The 20,669-nt window shown below is 44.6% G+C and carries 17 protein-coding genes and 2 riboswitches; of the genes, 5 read left to right on the forward strand and 12 right to left on the reverse strand.

Features of this window, described 5'->3' with window-relative positions; translation table 11 throughout:
• Window positions 1-44 precede the first annotated feature (44 nt).
• From VP97_RS16170 to VP97_RS16180, 3 genes are all read right to left on the reverse strand, one after another.
• The gene (locus VP97_RS16170) at window positions 45-1,871 is read right to left on the reverse strand and encodes an APC family permease (protein WP_050183057.1); all 1,827 of its coding nucleotides are present in this window, start codon (window positions 1,869-1,871) and stop codon (window positions 45-47) included.
• Window positions 1,872-2,180: 309 nt separating this feature from the next.
• Window positions 2,181-2,322: riboswitch (cyclic di-AMP (ydaO/yuaA leader) on the reverse strand.
• Window positions 2,323-2,372: 50 nt separating this feature from the next.
• A complete protein-coding gene (locus VP97_RS16175) occupies window positions 2,373-2,744 on the reverse strand; it encodes a Na-translocating system protein MpsC family protein (protein WP_050183058.1) in 372 nt (123 codons plus the stop codon).
• An 82-nt stretch (window positions 2,745-2,826) separates the two neighbouring features.
• Entirely contained in the window at window positions 2,827-4,086 is a 1,260-nt protein-coding gene (locus VP97_RS16180; protein WP_050183059.1) for a DUF445 domain-containing protein, read from the reverse strand.
• Between the two features lie 162 nt (window positions 4,087-4,248).
• A riboswitch (Lysine riboswitch) is annotated at window positions 4,249-4,428 on the forward strand.
• Window positions 4,429-4,504: 76 nt separating this feature from the next.
• Here VP97_RS16180 and VP97_RS16185 point away from each other — a divergent pair.
• Together VP97_RS16185 and chrA are read left to right on the forward strand one after the other, a co-directional pair.
• Window positions 4,505-5,899 (forward strand): amino acid permease, encoded by a 1,395-nt coding sequence (locus tag VP97_RS16185; RefSeq protein WP_050183061.1) that lies wholly within the window; start codon window positions 4,505-4,507, stop codon window positions 5,897-5,899.
• A 266-nt stretch (window positions 5,900-6,165) separates the two neighbouring features.
• A complete protein-coding gene (gene chrA, locus VP97_RS16190) occupies window positions 6,166-7,350 on the forward strand; it encodes a chromate efflux transporter (protein ID WP_050183063.1) in 1,185 nt (394 codons plus the stop codon).
• 33 nt (window positions 7,351-7,383) lie between these two features.
• Here chrA and VP97_RS16195 read toward each other — a convergent pair whose 3' ends face one another.
• Window positions 7,384-8,241, reverse strand: a complete 858-nt coding sequence (locus VP97_RS16195; RefSeq protein ID WP_050183064.1) for an MBL fold metallo-hydrolase — start codon at window positions 8,239-8,241, stop codon at window positions 7,384-7,386.
• A gap of 87 nt (window positions 8,242-8,328) precedes the next feature.
• Window positions 8,329-8,502: a hypothetical protein gene (locus tag VP97_RS24270; RefSeq protein ID WP_172656797.1), complete on the reverse strand. Its 174-nt coding sequence runs from the start codon at window positions 8,500-8,502 to the stop codon at window positions 8,329-8,331.
• A gap of 154 nt (window positions 8,503-8,656) precedes the next feature.
• On the opposite strand from VP97_RS24270, the gene VP97_RS16200 reads away from it, so the two are divergent.
• On the forward strand, window positions 8,657-9,592 hold the full coding sequence (locus VP97_RS16200; protein WP_050183066.1) for an SDR family oxidoreductase: 936 nt from the start codon (window positions 8,657-8,659) through the stop codon (window positions 9,590-9,592).
• 162 nt (window positions 9,593-9,754) lie between these two features.
• On the opposite strand, the gene VP97_RS24365 is transcribed toward VP97_RS16200, so the two are convergent.
• Window positions 9,755-9,892 (reverse strand): hypothetical protein, encoded by a 138-nt coding sequence (locus VP97_RS24365; protein ID WP_216594932.1) that lies wholly within the window; start codon window positions 9,890-9,892, stop codon window positions 9,755-9,757.
• Between the two features lie 211 nt (window positions 9,893-10,103).
• Here VP97_RS24365 and katA point away from each other — a divergent pair, with 211 nt between their 5' ends.
• A complete protein-coding gene (gene katA, locus VP97_RS16205; RefSeq protein WP_156153530.1) occupies window positions 10,104-11,558 on the forward strand; it encodes a catalase KatA in 1,455 nt (484 codons plus the stop codon).
• Between the two features lie 175 nt (window positions 11,559-11,733).
• Here katA and VP97_RS16210 read toward each other — a convergent pair whose 3' ends face one another.
• Together VP97_RS16210 and VP97_RS16215 are read right to left on the reverse strand one after the other, a co-directional pair.
• Entirely contained in the window at window positions 11,734-12,456 is a 723-nt protein-coding gene (locus tag VP97_RS16210; protein WP_050183069.1) for a glycerophosphodiester phosphodiesterase, read from the reverse strand.
• 114 nt (window positions 12,457-12,570) lie between these two features.
• The gene (locus tag VP97_RS16215; RefSeq protein WP_050183070.1) at window positions 12,571-13,770 is read right to left on the reverse strand and encodes a class I SAM-dependent rRNA methyltransferase; all 1,200 of its coding nucleotides are present in this window, start codon (window positions 13,768-13,770) and stop codon (window positions 12,571-12,573) included.
• Window positions 13,771-13,879: 109 nt separating this feature from the next.
• Here VP97_RS16215 and VP97_RS16220 point away from each other — a divergent pair, with 109 nt between their 5' ends.
• Window positions 13,880-15,166, forward strand: coding sequence for a purine/pyrimidine permease (locus tag VP97_RS16220; RefSeq protein ID WP_082220403.1), 1,287 nt, complete (start codon window positions 13,880-13,882; stop codon window positions 15,164-15,166).
• Between the two features lie 38 nt (window positions 15,167-15,204).
• Here VP97_RS16220 and VP97_RS16225 read toward each other — a convergent pair whose 3' ends face one another.
• The 4 genes from VP97_RS16225 to VP97_RS16240 form a co-directional block, all read right to left on the reverse strand.
• Window positions 15,205-17,349 (reverse strand): type IA DNA topoisomerase, encoded by a 2,145-nt coding sequence (locus VP97_RS16225; RefSeq protein WP_050183071.1) that lies wholly within the window; start codon window positions 17,347-17,349, stop codon window positions 15,205-15,207.
• Between the two features lie 107 nt (window positions 17,350-17,456).
• On the reverse strand, window positions 17,457-18,167 hold the full coding sequence (locus tag VP97_RS16230; protein ID WP_050183098.1) for an MBL fold metallo-hydrolase: 711 nt from the start codon (window positions 18,165-18,167) through the stop codon (window positions 17,457-17,459).
• Between the two features lie 52 nt (window positions 18,168-18,219).
• Window positions 18,220-19,614, reverse strand: a complete 1,395-nt coding sequence (locus VP97_RS16235) for an N-acetylmuramoyl-L-alanine amidase (RefSeq protein WP_245629912.1) — start codon at window positions 19,612-19,614, stop codon at window positions 18,220-18,222.
• Window positions 19,615-19,714: 100 nt separating this feature from the next.
• Window positions 19,715-20,617: a catalase gene (locus VP97_RS16240; RefSeq protein ID WP_050183073.1), complete on the reverse strand. Its 903-nt coding sequence runs from the start codon at window positions 20,615-20,617 to the stop codon at window positions 19,715-19,717.
• Between the last annotated feature and the right edge of the window lie 52 nt (window positions 20,618-20,669).

Consider the following 20,669-nt stretch of genomic DNA (forward strand, 5'->3'; position numbering starts at 1 on the left):
TTTGTCTACAGTCTGAAATGCCGCACAGAGCTGTGCGGCATTTTTTACTTTTTCAAGTGATATGGAACCGTTGTAACGACGACATTTCTACGGTAAAGCAGAAAAGCCCGGATGAGCAGACTGGATTGATTATGAAGAAAATGATGCCAGCCTTTTTTCGGAATAAACTGCGGAATCAAGACAGTCACCTGGTAATTGGATTCGTTTGCCTTATGCTCCACTGTATCCACAAATTTTGTCAGCGGCTGAATAATACTCCGGTATTGCGAGTGCAGGGTGACCAGCCGTACATCGGGCTGCCATTTATTCCACTTTTCTTCAAATCTCTTTTCATCTTCTCTTTCAAATGCAACGTAAACGGCAATAATACGTTCAGGTGAAAGAGACTTCGCATAGTTTAACGAGTTTTCGACTACATGCGTAATACCGGAAACGGGAACAATAATAATATTCCCTTCGATCGGAATAGCAGGCTCGCATGTGGTCATACGCAGCTGGTCACCGACCGCTTCATAATGCAAGTTAATCCGATGAAAGAGGTAAATAATAATAGGCAAAAACACAAGTACCGGCCAGACCTGTGCAAACTTTGTTAAAAAGAAAACGATTGTGACAACAAAGCTGATCAAAGCCCCGATTGTATTAATCACAAATTTCACGGCCCATCCTTTCGGCTTTTCACGAAGCCATTTTACCATCATTCCTGTCTGTGAAAGCGTAAACGGAATAAACACGCCGACTGCGTAAAGTGGAATCAAGCTTTCTGTATGCCCGCCAAATACAATAATCAAAAGAATAGAAGCAAAGCCTAATATTACAATACCGTTAGAGTACCCCAGCCGGTCTCCTCTAATGGTAAACATTCTTGGAATAAATTTATCTTTTGCTAAATTCACCGCCAATAAAGGAAAGGCGGAATATCCTGTGTTTGCAGCGAGAATCAAAATTAAAGCTGTCGTCCCCTGAACAAAGAAATACATAAAGGTACGGCCGAATGTTTCCTCGGCAATTTGAGAAACAACAGTTACTTCCGCCAACGGCGTAATACCGTAGTAGTAAGCCAAATATACGATACCTGAAAACAATAAAGCCAGCAGAAAACCCATCGCTGTCAGCGTTTTGGCTGCATTGGCCGGCGCTGGGCTTTTAAAGTTCGGGATCGCATTGGAAATCGCTTCTACTCCCGTTAAAGCAGAGCTTCCCGATGCAAATGCCCGCAGCAGAATAAACAAGCTGATGCCTGCAACCGGGGTCCCAACCGGCGTGTGCAGCTCAGGCGGCACCTCTCCTGCTGCAATCCGGAACAATCCTGCACCTATCAAAATAAACAAAGCAAGTATAAACAAATATACCGGATACGCCAGCAAGGAAGCAGACTCGGTCACACCACGCAAATTCAAAAGTGTTAATAGCACCACGAATATAATAGCGATCATTACGTTATATTCATGCAAAGCTGGAAAAGCAGATGTAATCGCATCTGTACCAGCCGATACACTAACCGCAACCGTTAAAATATAATCAACAAGCAATGACCCTCCTGCCACCAGCCCCGGATTGGTGCCCAGGTTTGTTTTTGAAACGATATACGCTCCGCCGCCGTGCGGATAAGCAAAAATAATCTGCCGGTACGACAAAATCAATGCGGTTAATAAAATAAGCACTCCTATTGCAATCGGAACCGAGTACCAAAAAGCGACTGCACTGATTGTTATTAAAACAAGTAATATTTGTTCCGGTCCGTAGGCAACAGACGACAGGGCATCTGAAGACAAAATAGCGAGAGCTTTTGTTTTGTTTAACTTTTGTTCGCCAAGCTCAGTTGATTTTAACGGACGCCCAATTAAAAATCGCTTTAAAGAAGAGACCACGTTATTCACCATCCAGTTTCAAAGTGTGTATATCGCTGTTTTAGCTCAACTATTGCTGTTTTTGCGCAGAAAAAAACCAATGATAATTTTTCCACGCAAAAACAAGAAAAGAATTCTCCTGATCTGCAGATGAAAAAACATCATTGGTTTACGTAACGCCCAGCAAGCACTTCTGCCCTCTTTGCGTTCTGTCTTCCAAGCTGTTTTTTAATTAGGCACAATAAAAAGACCTGCTTTTTGCTCAAGCTGCCCTCTTTCGCCGCAGTGTACTGCCACAAAAAAAAGCCCCCTGAATAAAGGTGGTCTTTAGACCTCCTTCGCTTTAGCCGACGAAGTTAGCTGACGGGCAGGATGGCGAAAGAGTACTCTCATCCTTTCCACAAAAACGTGGAATTAGCCCCGAAAAAATTGGGTCCTCCGTTCCCATTGAGGGATTAGGCCGATCATTCTGTTGTTGATGAACTCATTCTACGCTGCCCACTTTTTAAAGTCAATAGCATTTTAGTCAGCAGTCATGTCCTTTTCTAGATTACGATCAATAACAAATATTTCAATGCGCTCCCCGGTTTTAGTGCTCATATCACTGTGGCTTGAAAGCACTTTACAGCCGGTATGCTTCTGCACAATTTCTTCAAACTGATTGCTATACATCTCCCGAAGCACCTGACGCATCTCCTTCACAAGCTTGCGCCCATCTTTGTGGCCGGCCAAGTGCTTTTCCTCTACGGTCATAACACCTTTGAAGCGGACGATGACCATATCCTGAACGATATACGTTTTCGTTTCCTGCGGTCCACGCCCGATCAATTCACGCTGAAGCTTAATAAGCGCTTCACTCAATTCTGCTTCCAGCTTTTTTTTCTGTCCTGCCATTCCCGCTCCCCCCATTTGTCAGAATCAACTGTTTTTCATCATACGTTGAACCGTAAATATCTGTAAAGAAAAAAATAGTATATTACACGAGCGCCTGAACACCAGCCAGCACAAGGCCGATAAAAAAGCCGCAGACAGCTCCATTGACTCGAATCCATTGCAGGTCTTTGCCAATATGGTTTTCCATCATATTCACAAGCGTCTCATTATCCAGCTTATTTAAATTTTCTTCTACCAGCTTGCCAATTTTCGAATGGTTTTCTTCAACAAGCATGCCGATTTGATGCTGAATCCAGGCTTCCATCCGGTTCATTTTATCCGTGTCGTTCTGCACACTTTCAATGGCTCGATTTATAAAAGGCAGAATATAGGACTCCATACACTCGCCACTCTCGACAAAAGCAGAGGTTCTTTGCTGAATAGATGTTAAGATCTCCTCGATTTTACCGGAAAGCTCCCAGTCGTCGATGGCGGCTTTTTTCCGCGTTTCTATCACATCCATCCATTCTTTCCGTTCTGTAATACCGCGCATTTCTTCCTTCACTTTCAACAAAAGAGCCTGCCGGTTCATATCTTCTGATCGCTTAACATTCATCAGGGCGTTCCGCAGCAGGTTTTGCAGCAGACTGCCCAGCTTTTCTTCATTTAACATCTGCTGGAATGATTTAAGGGCAAATTGCATAAACCCATCAAGCTCCAGGCCTTCGATAGCTCGCAGCGCTGTCCGGCCGAGCTGGCGGCTTGTTTCATTTTTGTTAAGCCATTGCTCAATACGGTCCAGCAGGTAATCAAGTGCTTTTTCATCATATTGATAACGAATCAGTCCTTCTACAGCCATCTCGATTACGCGTTCGGTGTCAATGGATCGCAGCGCTTTTTTCAGCTCTTTTTCTATAAGCGGCGCAATTTTTGTTACATCGATAGAATGGATTATTTGAATAAGAAGCGTATTTATTTCCCTTTTGACTGGTTCCGTGGAAACTTCTTTTCGGATAACCGGCATTACTTTCTCCATCACTCGTACATTTTGCAGCTTATGTTGAATGCTTTCTTTTGAAAGCCAATCATTTTCTAATGTATTCACCAGGGCCGACACGATTTTTTTGCGGTTTTTTGGCAAAAGAGCCGTGTGAGGGATTGGGAGGCCCATCGGATGACGAAACAGCGCCGTCACGGCAAACCAGTCAGCAAGACCACCCACCAGACCGGCTTCAAATCCACCATGCAGGATGGCACTCCATGTTGTTTCTTGAAAAGGAATAGTGGCAATAAAGCCGCTGCCCATTATAGCAAGTGAGGTACTGGCTAAATGCTTTGATTGTGTTGATTTTTTATTTTTCATATTTTCTGCACCTTCCGTACATTCTATTGCTTTTATTATAACAACAATAAGAAAAATATTTTAATTTGAAATAGCTAATTTACATATTATATTGACATAGCTAAATATTATTTGTTATTCTCAAGTTTGTAAAAATTGAATATCAAATCCTCATGGCTGTCTCAATGAGGTAGAGGTTGCGATCATTAATAGTAAAACACCAGAAGCCGAAATGGGGCTGATGATGGTGTTTGAAAGGAATGCTCGCCGAAGTTCAAAAGATCCATTTTCCTTTTGGGCTGGGTTTGTATCGAATAGGTGCAAAACTGTCACAGATTTGTTCTGTGGAGAACTATAAAGAGATAGAAAAATGAGGGTTATAAAGATAAAACACAAATGTCCCATGCATTTGTGTTTTTTTATTTAGGAGGAACATGGAATGGATAAAAAATGGGGATTATGGCTGCTAACCGCCATTGTTGTCGGAAACATGGTCGGTTCCGGTATTTTTATGCTGCCAAGCACGCTGGCTCAGATCGCGAGCCCGCTTGGTGTAACGATTGCCTGGCTGCTGACTGGTTTCGGTGTCCTAATGATTGCTCTCGTGTTTGGCACATTGTCAATTCGCAAGCCTGACTTAACAGGCGGCCCTCAAAGCTACGCGCGGTCGTTGTTTGAATCGCCAAAGTACGGAAAAACGGCCGGCTTTTCAATGGTATGGGGCTATTGGGTCGCCAACTGGATCAGCAATGTCGCAATCATCACAAGTTTTGCAGGCTACTTATCAACGTTTTTCCCGATTATGAGAAGTGAACATCTTCTTTTCACAATTGGCTCTCAGCAAGTTTCCGTAGGGCAGACAATTACATTTATCATTTGCAGCTTACTGCTTTGGGGAACACATTTTATTTTGATCAAAAGCATGCAAACGGCCGGCAAGTTAAACTTTGTCGCTACTGCTTCAAAAGTCATCGGGTTTCTGCTGTTTATCACAGCTGCTTTGTTCGCTTTTCAAATGTCGAATTTTGGCGAAATGTATACAACGATTACAGACAGCGAAGGCCAGATACATGGCTTGTTTAGTCAAGTAAATATGGCCGCTATTTCTACGCTCTGGGCATTTGTTGGAATTGAATCAGCTGTTATCTTGTCCGGCCGGGCAAAATCCCAGCGTGATGTTGGACGCGCAACGGTTCTTGGCCTACTTATTGCTCTGGCTATTTATATAGCGCTGACCCTGATTACGATGGGGGTACTGCCTCAGGATATCCTAAGGTCGTCTGATAAGCCCTTTGTCGATGCTCTTTCTGTTTTGATCGGCGATACAGGGGCAACTGTGATGGCCCTGCTTGCGGTGATCTCGTTGTTCGGTTCCACAATCGGCTGGATTCTGCTTGCCTCCGAGGTACCATACACTGCAGCGAAAGAAGGCAATTTCCCGGCTTTCTTTGCGAAAGTGAATAAAAAAGGCAGTCCGTCTCGCTCATTAGCCGTCACAAATGCGATGTCACAAATTTTTATTTTCTCGACGATTTCCGGAACCATCAGCGAAGCATTCACGTTTTTAACAACGTCAGCTACGCTTGCTTACTTGATTCCGTACCTGGTTTCATCTCTGTATCTGTTAAAGCTTACTTTAAAAGGTGAAACGTACGAAGCAGGCGATAAAGCGCGCATCCGTCATGGAATCATTGCCGCAATTGCGCTTGTGTACTCTCTCTGGGTTATTAGATCAGGAACAGCGGACTGGCTAACCTTTACTCTTGGAATCGGACTATTCCTTCTAGGTGTTGTCATTTATCCTATTCTGCGCCGCTCAGATCTTATTAAATAAATAGCTGTTTATACAATAAAAACCATCCTGCCTGCAGGATGGTTTTTATATGGCATTCAATATATTAAAATAGCAACCAACGACAAAATTCTGATCAAATGATCTAGAAAAACTAAACTGGCTGCACGACACCTTTTCTTTTTGCTTCCATATGCAAAACCATTTATCTTTAATATTTTGTAAAGGTTTCTCGGCACTTCTTGAAGGAACCGGACAGTCATGCTAATTTAAATAAAACACTTTGTTTGAAACCAAAGGAGTAAACGATGAAAAAGATAAACGCCAGGACATTATGGGAAATTTTGTTTGTATCAACCCGGCTTGGGCTGACTTCTTTCGGCGGCCCCACAGCTCACTTGGGATATTTTCACGAGGAATATGTGCGCAGACGAAAGTGGATAGATGAACAGAGCTATGCTGACCTGGTCGCTCTCTGTCAATTTATTCCCGGCCCGGCAAGCAGCCAGGTCGGCATTGGTATTGGTGCTGCACGAGGCGGTGTGATTGGCGGCTTGCTGGCTTTTCTCGGCTTTACGCTTCCTTCTGTTATAGCACTCATTTTGTTTGCTCTTCTTTTGCAAGGAGGAAACATAGCGGAAACCGGCTGGATTCACGGATTAAAGCTTGTAGCGGTAGCGGTCGTGGCTCATGCTATTTTAGGAATGGCAGAAAAATTAGCCCCGGACCTTAAGCGGAAAGCCATTGTGCTCGCTGCACTCGCAGTCGTTTTGCTCTGGCAGGCTGTGTTTGTACAGGTACTCGTCATTGCAGCGGCTGCTTTAATCGGCTTTTTTCTTTATCCAAAACATGATTCAAAGACGGTTCGTCCTTTTATTTTCCCCCTTTCCCGGGCATTTGGTATCGCCTGTCTCTTGCTTTTCTTTGCTTTGCTCGTCTGTCTTCCTTTGCTTCGCCAGGCGACGGGGCTGGACTGGCTGGCACTGTTTGATAGCTTTTATCGTAGCGGTGCGCTTGTGTTCGGCGGCGGGCATGTTGTTTTGCCTCTTTTAGAACGAGAATTTGTTTCAGCGGGCTGGCTGACAGCTGAACAGTTTTTAGCCGGTTATGGAGCTGCTCAAGCTGTGCCGGGGCCGCTTTTTACATTTGCCGCTTATATCGGTGCCGTGATCGATGGCTGGAAAGGCGGGCTGCTCGCGACAGCTGCCATCTTCCTTCCGGCGTTTCTACTTGTTTTCGGTATCCTTCCTTTTTGGGATAAACTTCGTCGCAGACCTGCTGTTCAAGGCGCACTGATGGGTGTAAACGCGGCAGTTATCGGTTTATTGATTGCTGCATTTTATATGCCCATTTGGACAAGCAGTATCACTCGCCCTCTTGACTTTGTTTTTGCCGCTATTCTATTCAGCCTGCTGGCACACTGGAAACTGCCTGCCTGGGTGGTCGTTATGGTCGGTGCATTCGGCGGTGCCTTTTTAAGTATATTTATGTAAAAAAGCGGTCTCTTTGGGCAAAGAGACCGCTTTTTATTCTTGTTTCTTTTCGACATATTTTCCGTAATCAGGAATGGCTACTTGATCGAATTCCTGAACAAGTAGAGCTAATCCATCCGATAATTCGCTGCCGCTCATCGGGCGCCCGTGGCCTGTTATCGTGACAGCCGGCTTTAGCTTCTCCAATGCCGCTACAGAACTTTTCGCAGCTTCCCAGTCGGTCGTCAAATACCGCGGAGGGCCGTTTAGCTCTTGTTTTTGTGTCACCACTTTATAAAAAGAATCCTGTTTAACCGTTATGAATGCATCGCCTGCCAACAAAACACGATCCTTTTCCCGGAACAGCGATATATGCCCCGGAGAATGACCCGGTGTGTGAACCCACCGAAAATCCGGCAGATGCGGAACCGTTCCATCAGTGGGAAGGCTTCTGACATTCTCGGCCAGGTTAATCGCCTCACGCGGAAACAGCGGTGACATCTTCGCTACCATGCCGCCTTCTACCGTCGCGTCTGGTTTAGGATATGGTCTTTGTCCCGTTAAGTACGGCATTTCCAGTTCGTGTGCATAAACCGGCACCTGCCAATGTTTTATCAATTCAATCACAGCCCCTACATGGTCAAAATGGCCATGCGTTAAGATGATCGCCTTTGGGCGACTGTCAGGACCAAAACGCTTTTCCGCTACAGAAATAATTTCTTCAGCAGACCCGGGCATTCCTGCGTCAATTAAAACGAAATCTCCGGTTTTTGAGTCTTCGATCAGGCAAATATTCACGATTTGAATTGTGTGGCAGATAATACCCGGTAACACTTCGACGGAATCACCGCTTTTTATAGAAGTGGCGGGAATGACTTTGTAATCACTGCCATATGTCATCTGTTGATCCATTTGCCATCCTCCTTTTTTGCTGTTTACCATACGCCGATTAGTATTCCTCTGCCCGGACAAACTATTTAAGAAAACGAAAGGCTCTTTTTATATTACGGGATATACCCACCCATAACGCGGATTGCAGTAATAAGGGGGTCTTGTGCCAATTTTCGGTACTTGAATACTTGCAGCATCTGCCGTATAAATAATTTTTTCTTTTTCATTAGACTGTTGTACAAGCAGCAGCCTAACCTGGCCGTTTATTTCAAAAGCCTGCATACCCAGCTTCCTCCCTTCTTTTGGTTCTCCCTTACTTTATTCAATTTTTCTGCAAATGGACTCCCGCTTCGCAGCCGTTTAAGACATTCACCACAAACGCCTATCTTACATACAGTGTGATAGGTTATTTTTTAACAAGGAGGGTTTTTCCATTTTGAATAATGACAAAGAAAAAAAACGAGACGAATCTCAACAGTCGTATCCTCTTTACCCAAATTGGGGGAAAATAACACAATATGAAGATGTTTCTCTTACCGTCCCGGAACAAAGACAGCATCGGCAACCAGGACTGGAAAAATGGATGGTTCCCCGACCTATTGTAGAAAATCCAAATGAAAAAGGCAGCGGAAAGCTGCGGGGAAAAACGGCATTAATCACGGGTGGAGACAGCGGAATTGGCGCCGCTGTGGCCATTGCTTTTGCAAAGGAAGGAGCAAATGTGGCTATCTCCTATTTGGATGAACATGAAGATGCCCAGCGGACAAAAAACCGAATTGAAGCCCTTGGCCAGTGTTGTTTACTGCTGCCTGGTGATGTAGGCAAAAAAGAACAATGTACTGCTATTGTAGAAAAAACCATATCAGCTTTTGGCAGGCTTGATATACTGTGTAACCATGTCGGCATTCAGTTTCAGCAGTTGAGTCTGCTTGATATTACGGATGAACAATTTGACCTGACCTTTAAAATTAATATTTATTCACACTTTTATACAACACGGGCGGCGCTTCCTCATTTAAAAGCTGGCAGCTCTATTATCAATACTTCTTCTGTTACAGCTTACCGGGGGCACAAAGAATTGATTGATTATACAGCCACAAAAGCTGCCAATATCGGTTTTACACGCGCTTTAGCCAATAACCTGGCCGGCCAGGGAATACGCGTAAATGCTGTAGCACCCGGGCGTGTTTGGACACCGCTTATTCCGGCAAGCTTTTCAGCAGACCAGGTTCCGCTTGTTGACAATCTCATGGATCGCCAGGCACAGCCATTTGAGCTGGCTCCCACTTATGTTTACCTTGCTTCGAATGATTCCCGGTTTGTCACCGGTCAGACGTTCCATGTAAACGGCGGCGAATGGACTTCTTCATAGAGAAAGAAAACAACAAAAAGGAAGCAGTTCATCACTACTTCCTTTCCTTACATAATTTAGACCGATCATCGTATTCGGGATTGTCCCCGTCTTTGTTATCATTTCCTGGTTTTAGCGGTTACGGATTCTCGGCTGGCGCGACAGGGTGCGAGATCTTCTTTTTCATGTTTGTAAAATGATAAATTGAAGCTCCAGTTGGGTGCTTTCATTAGACCGCTTTGCTCCCGCAGCCATCGCTTCTGCTACCTTGTCCGCGTCCAGGCATTCTTTAAAGCCTGATGGAATCATTACTACTTTCATTTTTTCTCCTCCTTTTTGTTTTCTTTACAATAACCGCTGAATGTTAGCGCTCTCTAAGAAAACCATTAAAATTTGATGAGAAAATAAAAATATATTATCATATTAGAAATTATTTTTAATAATAATTATTATAATTAAATATTGACTTTCGTTTGAGAAGTGTTATCATTTAAATATAAATAAAATACTAACCGATGAGGTGATTTGTTTGATCGAAAAAAACAATCGTTTAACAACTAGCTGGGGTGCTCCAGTTGGTGATAACCAAAATTCACAAACAGCGGGACATCGCGGTCCTACTTTAATACAAGATGTTCATTTACTTGAAAAACTCGCTCATTTTAACCGTGAACGTGTACCTGAGCGTGTTGTTCACGCAAAAGGCGCCGGTGCGCATGGCTATTTTGAAGTAACAAACAATGACATTTCAAAGTATACAAAAGCAGACTTTTTATCCCAGGCAGGCAAACGTACGCCGATGTTTATCCGCTTTTCAACGGTTGCCGGTGAGCTTGGCTCAGCTGATACGGTCCGTGATCCACGCGGCTTTGCGGTGAAATTTTACACAGAAGAAGGCAACTATGATATTGTCGGAAATAACACACCTGTATTTTTCATTCGTGACGCGATTAAATTCCCTGACTTTATTCATACACAAAAGCGCCATCCGCAGACGCATTTGAAAAATCCTACAGCGGTTTGGGATTTCTGGTCTTTATCACCTGAATCCCTTCATCAGGTGACAATCTTAATGTCTGACCGTGGTATTCCAGCAACGCTTCGCCATATGCATGGATTTGGCAGCCATACATTTAAATGGGTAAACGCTGAAGGACAAGCTGTCTGGGTGAAATATCACTTTAAAACAGATCAAGGTGTAAAAAATCTGGATGTAGATGTTGCAGCGAAACTAGCAGGTGAAAACCCTGATTATCATACAGAAGATTTGTTTAATGCAATTGACAATGGCGATTTCCCATCTTGGACGCTGTATGTGCAAATTATGCCGTTTGAAGATGCCAATACGTACAAATGGGATCCATTTGATGTAACAAAAGTGTGGTCACAAAAAGATTATCCACTCATTGAAGTTGGTAAAATGACACTGGACCGCAATCCAGAAAACTATTTCGCAGAAGTAGAACAAGCTACGTTCTCACCAGGTACGCTCGTTCCCGGTGTCGAGCCGTCTCCGGATAAAATGCTTCAAGGCCGCTTGTTTGCTTATGCAGATGCGCATCGCTATCGTGTAGGGGCCAACCATAATACACTACCGATCAACTCGCCAAAATGCCCATACCACAATTATCAGCGTGACGGTCAAATGCGATTTGACGGCAATGGCGGAAAGTCTGTTTATTACGAGCCAAACAGCTTCGGTGGACCTGTTGAAACACCGGAAGCGAAGCTGACACCATTTGAGGTAGAAGGCTTTGCAGGAGAACACAGCTACAGCCACGACGACCATTACACACAAGCAGGTGACTTGTACCGCTTATTGTCTGAAGATGAGCGTACACGCCTTGTAAATAATATTGTTGGAGCTATGAAGCCAGTGGAACGTGAAGACATTAAGCTTCGTCAGATCAGCCATTTTTATAAAGCAGATCCGGAATACGGTACACGTATTGCAGAAGGCCTCGGCCTTGCTGTTCCCGCTCAATAAATAAAAAAAGAGGTATGCCGCCTGCTGGCGGATACCTCTTTACTTTGAAAAGGGGTGAATATTTGTTGAAAAAAACTCAAATTTGTCCTGACTGCCAAATGGCTATGAAAAAGCTAAAGCATAGCACTTTATGCGGGTGTGGCATTAAATTTACAACGATCGGCCGCTCAAAGCGTTAAGAAAACCGCTCGGGAAAATCAGTAATAAGGGCTTCCACAGGTATACCACTGTTTTTGATCCGCTGCCATTCCTTTGGATGATTAATCGTATAAAGACGAAGCAGCATGCCACTATCAACGGCTTCCTTCCCATAATTGCTGAATGCATATGATGCCTGCGTGTGAAGAGCTGTCAATCCAAGATCCTTCGCCCTTGCCAGTGCATCCCGGCGAATTTTCCAAATAAGACCGGCGACTGCTATGTAAGGATCCAGCTCTATCACCCGTTTAATACTGTCGAAATTAAATGAGGAAATAATTACTCTCCCTCGCATGTTATATGCTTCAATCAAATCAAGTACTTGCTTTTCAATACCGTGATAAGGCACTTTGTTAGTTTTTAATTCAATATTGATTTGCAGATGATTTCCTGCTGCCCATGTAAAAAATTCATCGAGCGTCGGAATTTTTTCACCTGCAAAGACCGGACTGAACCAGCTTCCTGCATCGAGCTCAGATACTTCAGCCATCGTCATCCGTGCAATTGCACCTCTGCCATTTGTTGTCCGCTTGACGGTTTCATCATGAATAATGACAATTTCTCCGTCACGTGTCATTTGAACATCAAGTTCAATGCCGTCTGCCCCTTTTTCGGCCGCTGCCTCGAAAGCCACCATTGTGTTTTCCGGATGGGTGCCGCTCGCACCGCGATGGGCAAAAATGACCGGCTTCTTATTCATGTAGATCGCTCCTTTTTCCATCATCTTCTTATATTATGTTACATAAAAGAAGAAGCGCCAGCTCTGGCACTTCCTTGCCTCGTAAAAATGGCTTCCGTGCACGGAAGCCATTTTTTATTTCTTTTTAATTTTTACAAACATCACCTTTAAGTAATGACCTTCAGGAAAAGTTTCGATTGTTCGAAAATCTTCTGGCAGCCCGTATTGCTCAAGAATTTCGTAGGAAACTCCCTGCTCTTTGCAGGCTGTTTTAATAAACTTTTTAAACGTTTTTACATCCACAGCGCTGCTGTTTGTGGATACAACAATGATTCCATTATGCTTCGTTAACTGAATCGTTTCTTCGAGCAGCTTTGGATAATCTTTTGCAGCACTGAACGTTCGTTTTTTTGTTTTTGCAAAGCTTGGCGGATCAACCACAACAAGATCAAAGGTGCGGTTTTTACGTGCAGCGTATTTAAAATACTGGAATACGTCGTCTACTACAATTTCCTGCTCGGAAGCATCAATGTCATTTGCTTCAAATTGCTGGACGGTTTTCGACCGGCTCCGATTAGCTACATCTACGCTTGTTGTTTTTTCGGCACCTCCCAGTGCAGCACAAACTGAAAATGCGCCTGTATAAGAAAACATATTCAGCATTTTCGCACCTTCCGCATACCTGGTTCGAATTGCATTTCTTACTTCCCGCTGGTCAAGAAAAATGCCCGTCATGGCGCCGTCATTTAAATCGACACAAAAATTCACACCATTTTCCTTGATCATCATTGGAAACTCCCCGCGCTCTCCTTCTACAAAATCATCGTCTTCAATGTACTGGCCCTTTTGATCAAAACGTTTTTTTTCATAAATCCCTTTGAACTGAAGCTTTTCTCGCATGGCGGCCAGAATCTCTTTTCGAAACGAATAAATACCTTCGCTATACCAGTGGATCACATAAAAGCCATCGTAATAATCGATAATTAAACCGCCAATTCCATCTCCTTCACCGTTAAACACCCGAAAAGCATTGGTATCTGGATTTTTCATCAGCTCTTTACGATGCTGAAGGGCTGCTTCTATTTTTCTGACGAAGAAAGGAGTATCTATATATTCCTCTGGCTCATGTGTAATAATCCAGCCGATCCCTTTATTTTGCACACCGTAATAGGCAGTACCAATATAGTTTTTCTTATCGTCTAAAATGCGGAGGATGTCTCCTTCTTTTTTGAGCACTTTGACATTTTCAACCGCTTCTTTTTCCAGCAGCGGATATCCTGCCCGCAGCTTTACTGCCGCTTTTTTGTTTACTTTTACATTGATCAGTGTTTTCATTCCAGCCCCCTGAGACCTTTTTTTCTTTATCTTATCAAAACCCTGCTGTAAACAGCATCTTTTACGTATGATACAATGAAAAAAAGGATGTTGAAGGGATTTTTGCCTCATGATAAAACTCGCAGCAGGTTCACTTCAATGGGCGGTGTTTTTAATTGCCTCGTCTATTGCTGCACCAGTCGCGATTGCCGGACTGTTTCACCTGGATGCTTCTGCAACGGCAGAGTTTGTTCAGCGCACCATGCTTGTACTCGGCGCTGCTGGAATTCTACAAAGCCTGTTCGGCCATAAGCTGCCTATTAACGAAGGGCCTGCCGGACTATGGTGGGGTGTATTCACTATTTATGCAGGCTTCTCGGGTATTTTATACTCCAATTCTGAATCTACACTTCAGGTACTACAAAGCGGCATGCTGTATGCTGGTGTTTTATTTGTTCTTTTTGCAGTTTCTGGACTGGTGAACCGAATGAAGAGCTTGTTTACGCCAACGATTACATTCGTTTACCTTTTACTGCTCGTCCTGCAGCTGAGCGGCACCTTCGTAAAAGGCATGATGGGTCTACCAAACGAAGAAGGTCGCATAGATCTTATTGTTGTTCTCGGCAGCCTGCTCACCCTTGGTTTTACTTTTTGGATCACCGGTCATCGAAACCCGCTTGTACGTCGGTATTCTGTGTTAATTTCCATCGGCACAGGCTGGATGCTTTTTGGTCTGATTGGAAAAAGCCATCTACCTTCTAGTGAGAGTGATACTGTTTTTTCACTGCCGGATATCTTTGCATTCGGTCCGCCCGTTTTTGACGGCGGGATGCTGGTCACCTCGTTTTTTATTACCCTCCTGCTCGTCGCCAATATGATGGCCTCCATTCGTGTTATGGAAGGTACATTAAAACGTGAATTCGGGCAGCAAGCGCCTAATCGTATTCGGCAGGCGGGCATTTTTGCCGGCATTAATCACTTGATGGCCGGCGTTTTTTCTGCGGTCGGTCCTGTACCGATCTCTGGCGCTGCCGGCTTTGTTTCCGCAACGAAAATGCGCTCGGTCTGGCCTTTTGCCTTAGGCTGCTTCCTAATTGTCGCGGTAACCTGTTTTCCTTCAGCTATGCTCGTACTGTCTTCACTGCCGGCTCCTGTAGCGTATGCAGTCACCTTTGTTCTTTTCACAGGCATGGTGCGGATGGCCTTTTACGAGCTGAACAGCGCCGATCATATAGAACAATCGCTTAAAGTAGCAGCTATTGGGCTGATGACCGGTGTGGGGTTTATGTTTCTTCCGCCTGAAAGTGTGTCCGAGCTCCCGGCAGCCCTTTCTGCCATTTTGTCAAACGGACTTTTGACCGGCACCATTACAGCACTTATTTATGAACAATGGCTCCTATGGCGTGCCCATTCCTAATGTGAAACAGCGGTTTTGCCGATTGGCAAAACCGCTGTTTAATTGGACCGCTGCGTTTTAAATTGGAATTGAACAGTGCCTTCCTTTTTATCTTTCCAAATAAGATATGCATCAAACGGCCGCTTTCCTTTAAAGCCTTTGATTAAATTTGTTTTTCCAGTTTTCAGCAGCTTTTTCATATTCGTTGCACTGATCGACTTACCGAGCATTTTTTTGCTGAGTATAAAACCGCATTTTGATGATTGATACGCAGAACAGCCATAAAACTTCCCTTTATCAACAACCGGACTGCTGCATCTTGGGCAGGAACCAAGCGGCTGATTGCTGCTTGGTTCCTGCTTAGCTGGTGCATCAAATGTCCAGCTGCTGGAATGCTCTACCGCATCCTGCACAATTTTCTGGGCAAGCCGCTTCGACTGTTCAATGAACACATTTGCCGGCGCTTTTCCTTTGCCGATTTCTTTTAAACGCTGCTCCCATCTGCCCGTCAATTCTGGTGAAGCAAGCAGCGTATTGTCCACAGCATCCATTAAAACGAATGCCTTGGCCGTGGGTACAACACGATGTTCCTCTACCTTCATATAGTCAAGCTGTTTCAGCCGTTCAATAATATTGGAACGCGTGCTTTCTTCTCCGAGGCCCGAAACAGACTTTAACACACTGCCGAGCTCTTTATCATCCATCGTATAGCCAACGTTTTTCATCGCTGTAATCAGTTCCCCTTCTGTATAACGCTTGGGCGGAACCGTTTTTCCTTCCACTACTTTTACATCCTCGGCTGTTCCTCTTTGCCCTTCTTTTACTTCCGGCAGCAATACATCATCTTTTTCCTTTTCAAACAGAACTGGACGCCAGCCTGGCTCGATCAGCCGTTTTCCGTTTGTGATAAACATATGAGAACCTATGGCTGTTTGAATCGTAGAATGGGCAAACAAAGCCGGTTCGTAATGAGCAGCAATCAATGAACGGACGATGATATCATAAATCTTTTGTTCGTCTCCGCTTATAGAACCGAACGCCGGCACTTTTTCCGTTGGGAGGATGGCGTAATGGTCACTTACTTTTTTAGAATCCACATAACGTTTATCCGACATAATAGAACGCGTTGTTTCGGACGCCCATTTTTTATAAGGCTCTAAGGCAGACAGCTTGCTTAAAATGGCCGGAAATGCCGCCGCTTCTTCCGGATTTACGTGATTGCTGTCGGTCCGGGGATAGGTTACAAGGGATCGTTCATACAGAGACTGTGTGATTTCCAATGTTTTTTTCGGTGAAAAGTTAAACCGCTTGTTCGCAAGCGCCTGCAAAGTAGACAAACTATGAAAAGCAGGCGGCGGCACCGGTTTGTTTTCTGTTTTTACCTTGAAGACTTCTGCTTCTTTTCCTATACATTCATCCCGAACGGCTTCAGCTGCTTCTTTTTCAGCAAAGCGTGTTTCTTTTTCTTTCACCCATTTTCCTTCGTATACGGCATTGTCCATTTTAAAAGAAGCAACAACTTCATAAAACGGCCTGGATACAAAATCAAGAATATCTCGCTCCCGCTTCACAACAAGAGCGAGTGTTGGTGTCTGCACGCGCCCAACCGCATATACGTCCCGGCCTGCTCCCTTTGTTTTGGATTGAATCAAAAGAGTGTAAGCACGGCTGGCATTCATGCCGATCAGCCAGTCTGCATAGCTGCGTGCCATCGCTTCATGATAAAGCGGCATTGTTTCTTCAATAGGACGCAGGTTGGCAAAAGCCTGTTCCACAGCCCTCGGTGTTAAGCTGCTTACCCACAGGCGCCGCATCGGCTTATTAATGCCGGACATCCGGACAACAAGCTGCACAATCAGCTCTCCCTCGCGCGCCGGGTCGCCTGCGGAAATAATTTCAGTTACGGCTGGATTACGGATGATATCCTTCACTGCTTTGAAACGGCTCGTTTTGGATGGAATCACTTTATATTTGAAGGTTTCTGGAATCATCGGCAATGTTTCAAGATGCCAGCGCTTTAATTTAGGATCCATTTCATGCGGGGGCACGATTTCAAACAAATGACCGCTGCACCAGGCAAGCAGTGCACCATCTGGAAAAGTGGCACACGGGGCAATTTCAATGTGCGTTCCCTTTTTCACATGGCGAAATGGAGCGGCAAGCGCCTGTGCCTGGGATGCTTTTTCAGCAATAATCGCCTGCATAGCGTTTCCTCCTATCGTTAAAACAAACGTTCGATTCTTCCATTATAAAGGGGGGATTTCTTTTTCGCAAACGCAAAAAAGCGAAGCCGGCTTTGGGCTTCGCTTTTTTAGCTTAGTTTTCTCTCTGCTTCGCCAATCGCCTGACGAATGGCACTTTCCGGATTTGAAATCACATATCCATGACCCGAAGCAAGCAAAGACGGCCGAAGGAATTCGATCTGTTTCGCACTTTCAATCGCTGTTTGCTTATCCCATGTTCCAAATGCAGGAAACGGGAACATTGGTTTCAATGTGCCGGCAACCGCTGTGCCTCCACGCGTTTGAAAAGCGTCCCCCGCAATAAGATGTTTGTTTCGTGTGTCCAAAAATGACATGGAACCAGGTGTATGGCCCGGCGTAAAAACAGCTTCAAGTGAACCAATTCGATCTCCTGCTTCCAGCTCTACGTCTGGACGTGTCCGCATTCTTTTTGGCACTCCGCCTTTGACTGGCTTTTGCGCTTCGTGTGCATCAATCGACAAGTCCCCCTGCAAAATACGGGCATCACGTGCAGAGATACAAACCGGCACATCAGGCATAATCGCTTTGAGTTTATCGACAGAGCCAATATGATCCTCATGAGCGTGCGTCAGCACAATGTGCCCGATTGGCTTGCCCAATTGTTTAACCATATTCATAATGGCTGCTGCACTAAATGGAAGCGCCGCATCGATCAAAGTAAGAGATTTCTCTTCCTCAACGATATAGCAATTTACCGGAAACAAGGATGGCATAAAAGAAAGCTGATATAATGTTCCCCTTTTTTGAATGCGAACCATGACAATCCCCTTTCGATGAAAAATGGCTTCCGTACGAAACGGAAGCCATTTTTTATTTGTAATAGGTGCTGACATTGAATCCTTTTGCTTTGTAGTAATCAAGGATACCATTATAAATCGCGATGGACATTTTATTCATTTGGGCATCAGACGCCATCTTCGCAGCGTCTTCAGCATTTGTAATAAAGCCGAGCTCAAGAAGTGTTGCCGGCATGCTATTTTCTCGGAGAACAGAAAGATTGCCTGGCTTTGTGCCCCGGTCGCGAAGCCCCCATGCATCAATCATACGCGCCTGAATTTTTTCGCCCAGAAGCTTACTGTCTGCTACATGCTGATTTCCAGCTGCATAGTAATAGGCTTCTGTACCAGTTGCAGCAGGCGAGGCTGCATTCGCATGAATACTGACAAAAATATCGCCATTCTCATTTTTCGCAAACTTAGAACGATCGATCAGCTCAATAAATACATCGGAGGACCGCGTCATTTTTACAGTAAACGGTGTTTGCTTTAAAAGGTTCCTTACCTGAAGTCCGGTTTTCAGAACTACATCTTTTTCATTTAATCCATTGCCGACTGCTCCAGGGTCTTTGCCGCCATGACCCGGGTCTAAAATAATCGTTTGTCCGGCAAGAGCAGAATGGTTGTCTGGTGACGGAGCCGGCGCTGGCGAAGTCACGGCGCCTCCTGCCGATGAACGTAAATAATACGAGCTGACAAACCCAGTAAGGGCGCCCGTTTGAATATAAGTCCAGCCGCCGACTGAATGAGCACCTGTTACTTTTGTGTTGCCTGAAATCTTGCCGATTGATGCATAGTTCGTTGACGGGCCGGTGCGAATATTTAAATTGTTTACTGTCGAGACAAGCGGGGAATCAAAAGACGCTGTTTGCTTTAAACGAAAAGCTGGATTAACAGCACGTGCCAGAAACACAGCAAAGTCTGCACGAGTGATCGTTTTGCTTGAGCCGAACGTGCCATCGGCCATCCCGCTTGCAATTCCGAGCTTTAAAAGTGCCTGTTCAGCATCACCGGAATAACTGAATGCTCTTTTTAAAATAACAGCCATCTCACTACGTGTGACTGCTTTAGATGGAAAAAACTTGTTTTCCGGGGTACCAGTCATGATCCCTTTATCAGCCAGTGCTTCGATATAGCCGGACGCTGTATTTCCTTTTCCTATATCAGCAAACCGGGTCTCTCTCTGATGTCCGTCCAGCTGCAGCGTACGGCCAACAAAAATGGCCACCTGTGCCCGTGTTAACGTTGCTTCTGGGACAAATGATGTTGACGTGACTCCATAGACAATTTTTCCTTCGGTTAAGTAATTAACTTCCTTAACTGCACGCGGTGGAACATCTTTAAATCCTGCTGCTTGAACAGGTGCTTGAATGCCCAGCAGAGAAAGAACCAGGCACAATGCTGCCATAAACATCGTCCATTTTTTCACTTTGTTGCCTCCATTCAAATATATGCCGCTTTTAATCTATACATCGGTTATATTTATTTCATTTTAACGTTTTTTTGGAGACAATTTTATTTCATTTGTGTTACAGACCTCTTGAGCGGCGTTTGAATGAAGCAGTATATATCTCCTTGCGGGCATGCAAAACAGGATCATCAGAGCATTCTATTCCAGCCGGCAGTATGGTTGGATCGAATAGGAGCTGGTCATTGGGATGGGTGAGTTTTTCTTTTATCTCCAGGCGGCCGACGAGAACTCTGCTCCTCTCTTCAGGCCAGAGTACAGTTGAATCGTCCACGGCATCTTCCGGTTTTCCTAGAATAATAGAAAGGGTAAAACCAACAGGCAGCTCCTCTTCTAATTCTTTTTCCAAGTAATCCGCCGGGTGAGTGACAGCTTCTTTTACCGCTTCTTTGCTGAACGATTGGTCTGGTGTCCATTCATATTTTATCGGATAGCGGTCTCCTGCTTGATTGATAAAGTAAAATGTATGAATAGGAAAATAACGGCTTGTTGAGTAGCTTACGAACGGCTTCAATCGTTTGAAAATCTGAAAAGCGGCTTTGCCTTCTGGATAGTCAGTGAACATTTTCACCAGATCCCATGGGCCTGGTTTTTCTGCTGCAAGCCTCATCATCTCTACAAAGGCTTCCGGCGTTTTTGTTAAAAAAACAGGCACATTAACACCTACTAAATAAGTTACTTGTCCGTCTGGAAGGTGAAATTGAACAGACATCCCTTTGACTGGAGAAAAGCCGTCAAGCATGTTTGGATTGGGTGAACTATCAGAAAAGCGGACGACTGCTTTCACCGGCTCCCGCTGTAAATGCGCGGCTGTTGTGTACGGAGCTGCCTGTCCATTTGGAGTGAAAACAGCCTTGTAAAAGCTGCCTCTCGCATGTGCCCGGCGGCAGCCCGGGTGTGTGCCTGCTATTTTTTCAATAGATTCTATCGCAGTTTCGGCTAAATCTGCATACCTTTCGTTCATAGAGCATCCTCCTTTTTTATTCATCCTTACCCAAAAAAGCCTTTACTGATTC

The sequence above is a fragment of the Domibacillus robiginosus genome, assembly GCF_000966195.1.
GTDB classification, from domain to species: domain Bacteria; phylum Bacillota; class Bacilli; order Bacillales; family Domibacillaceae; genus Domibacillus; species Domibacillus robiginosus.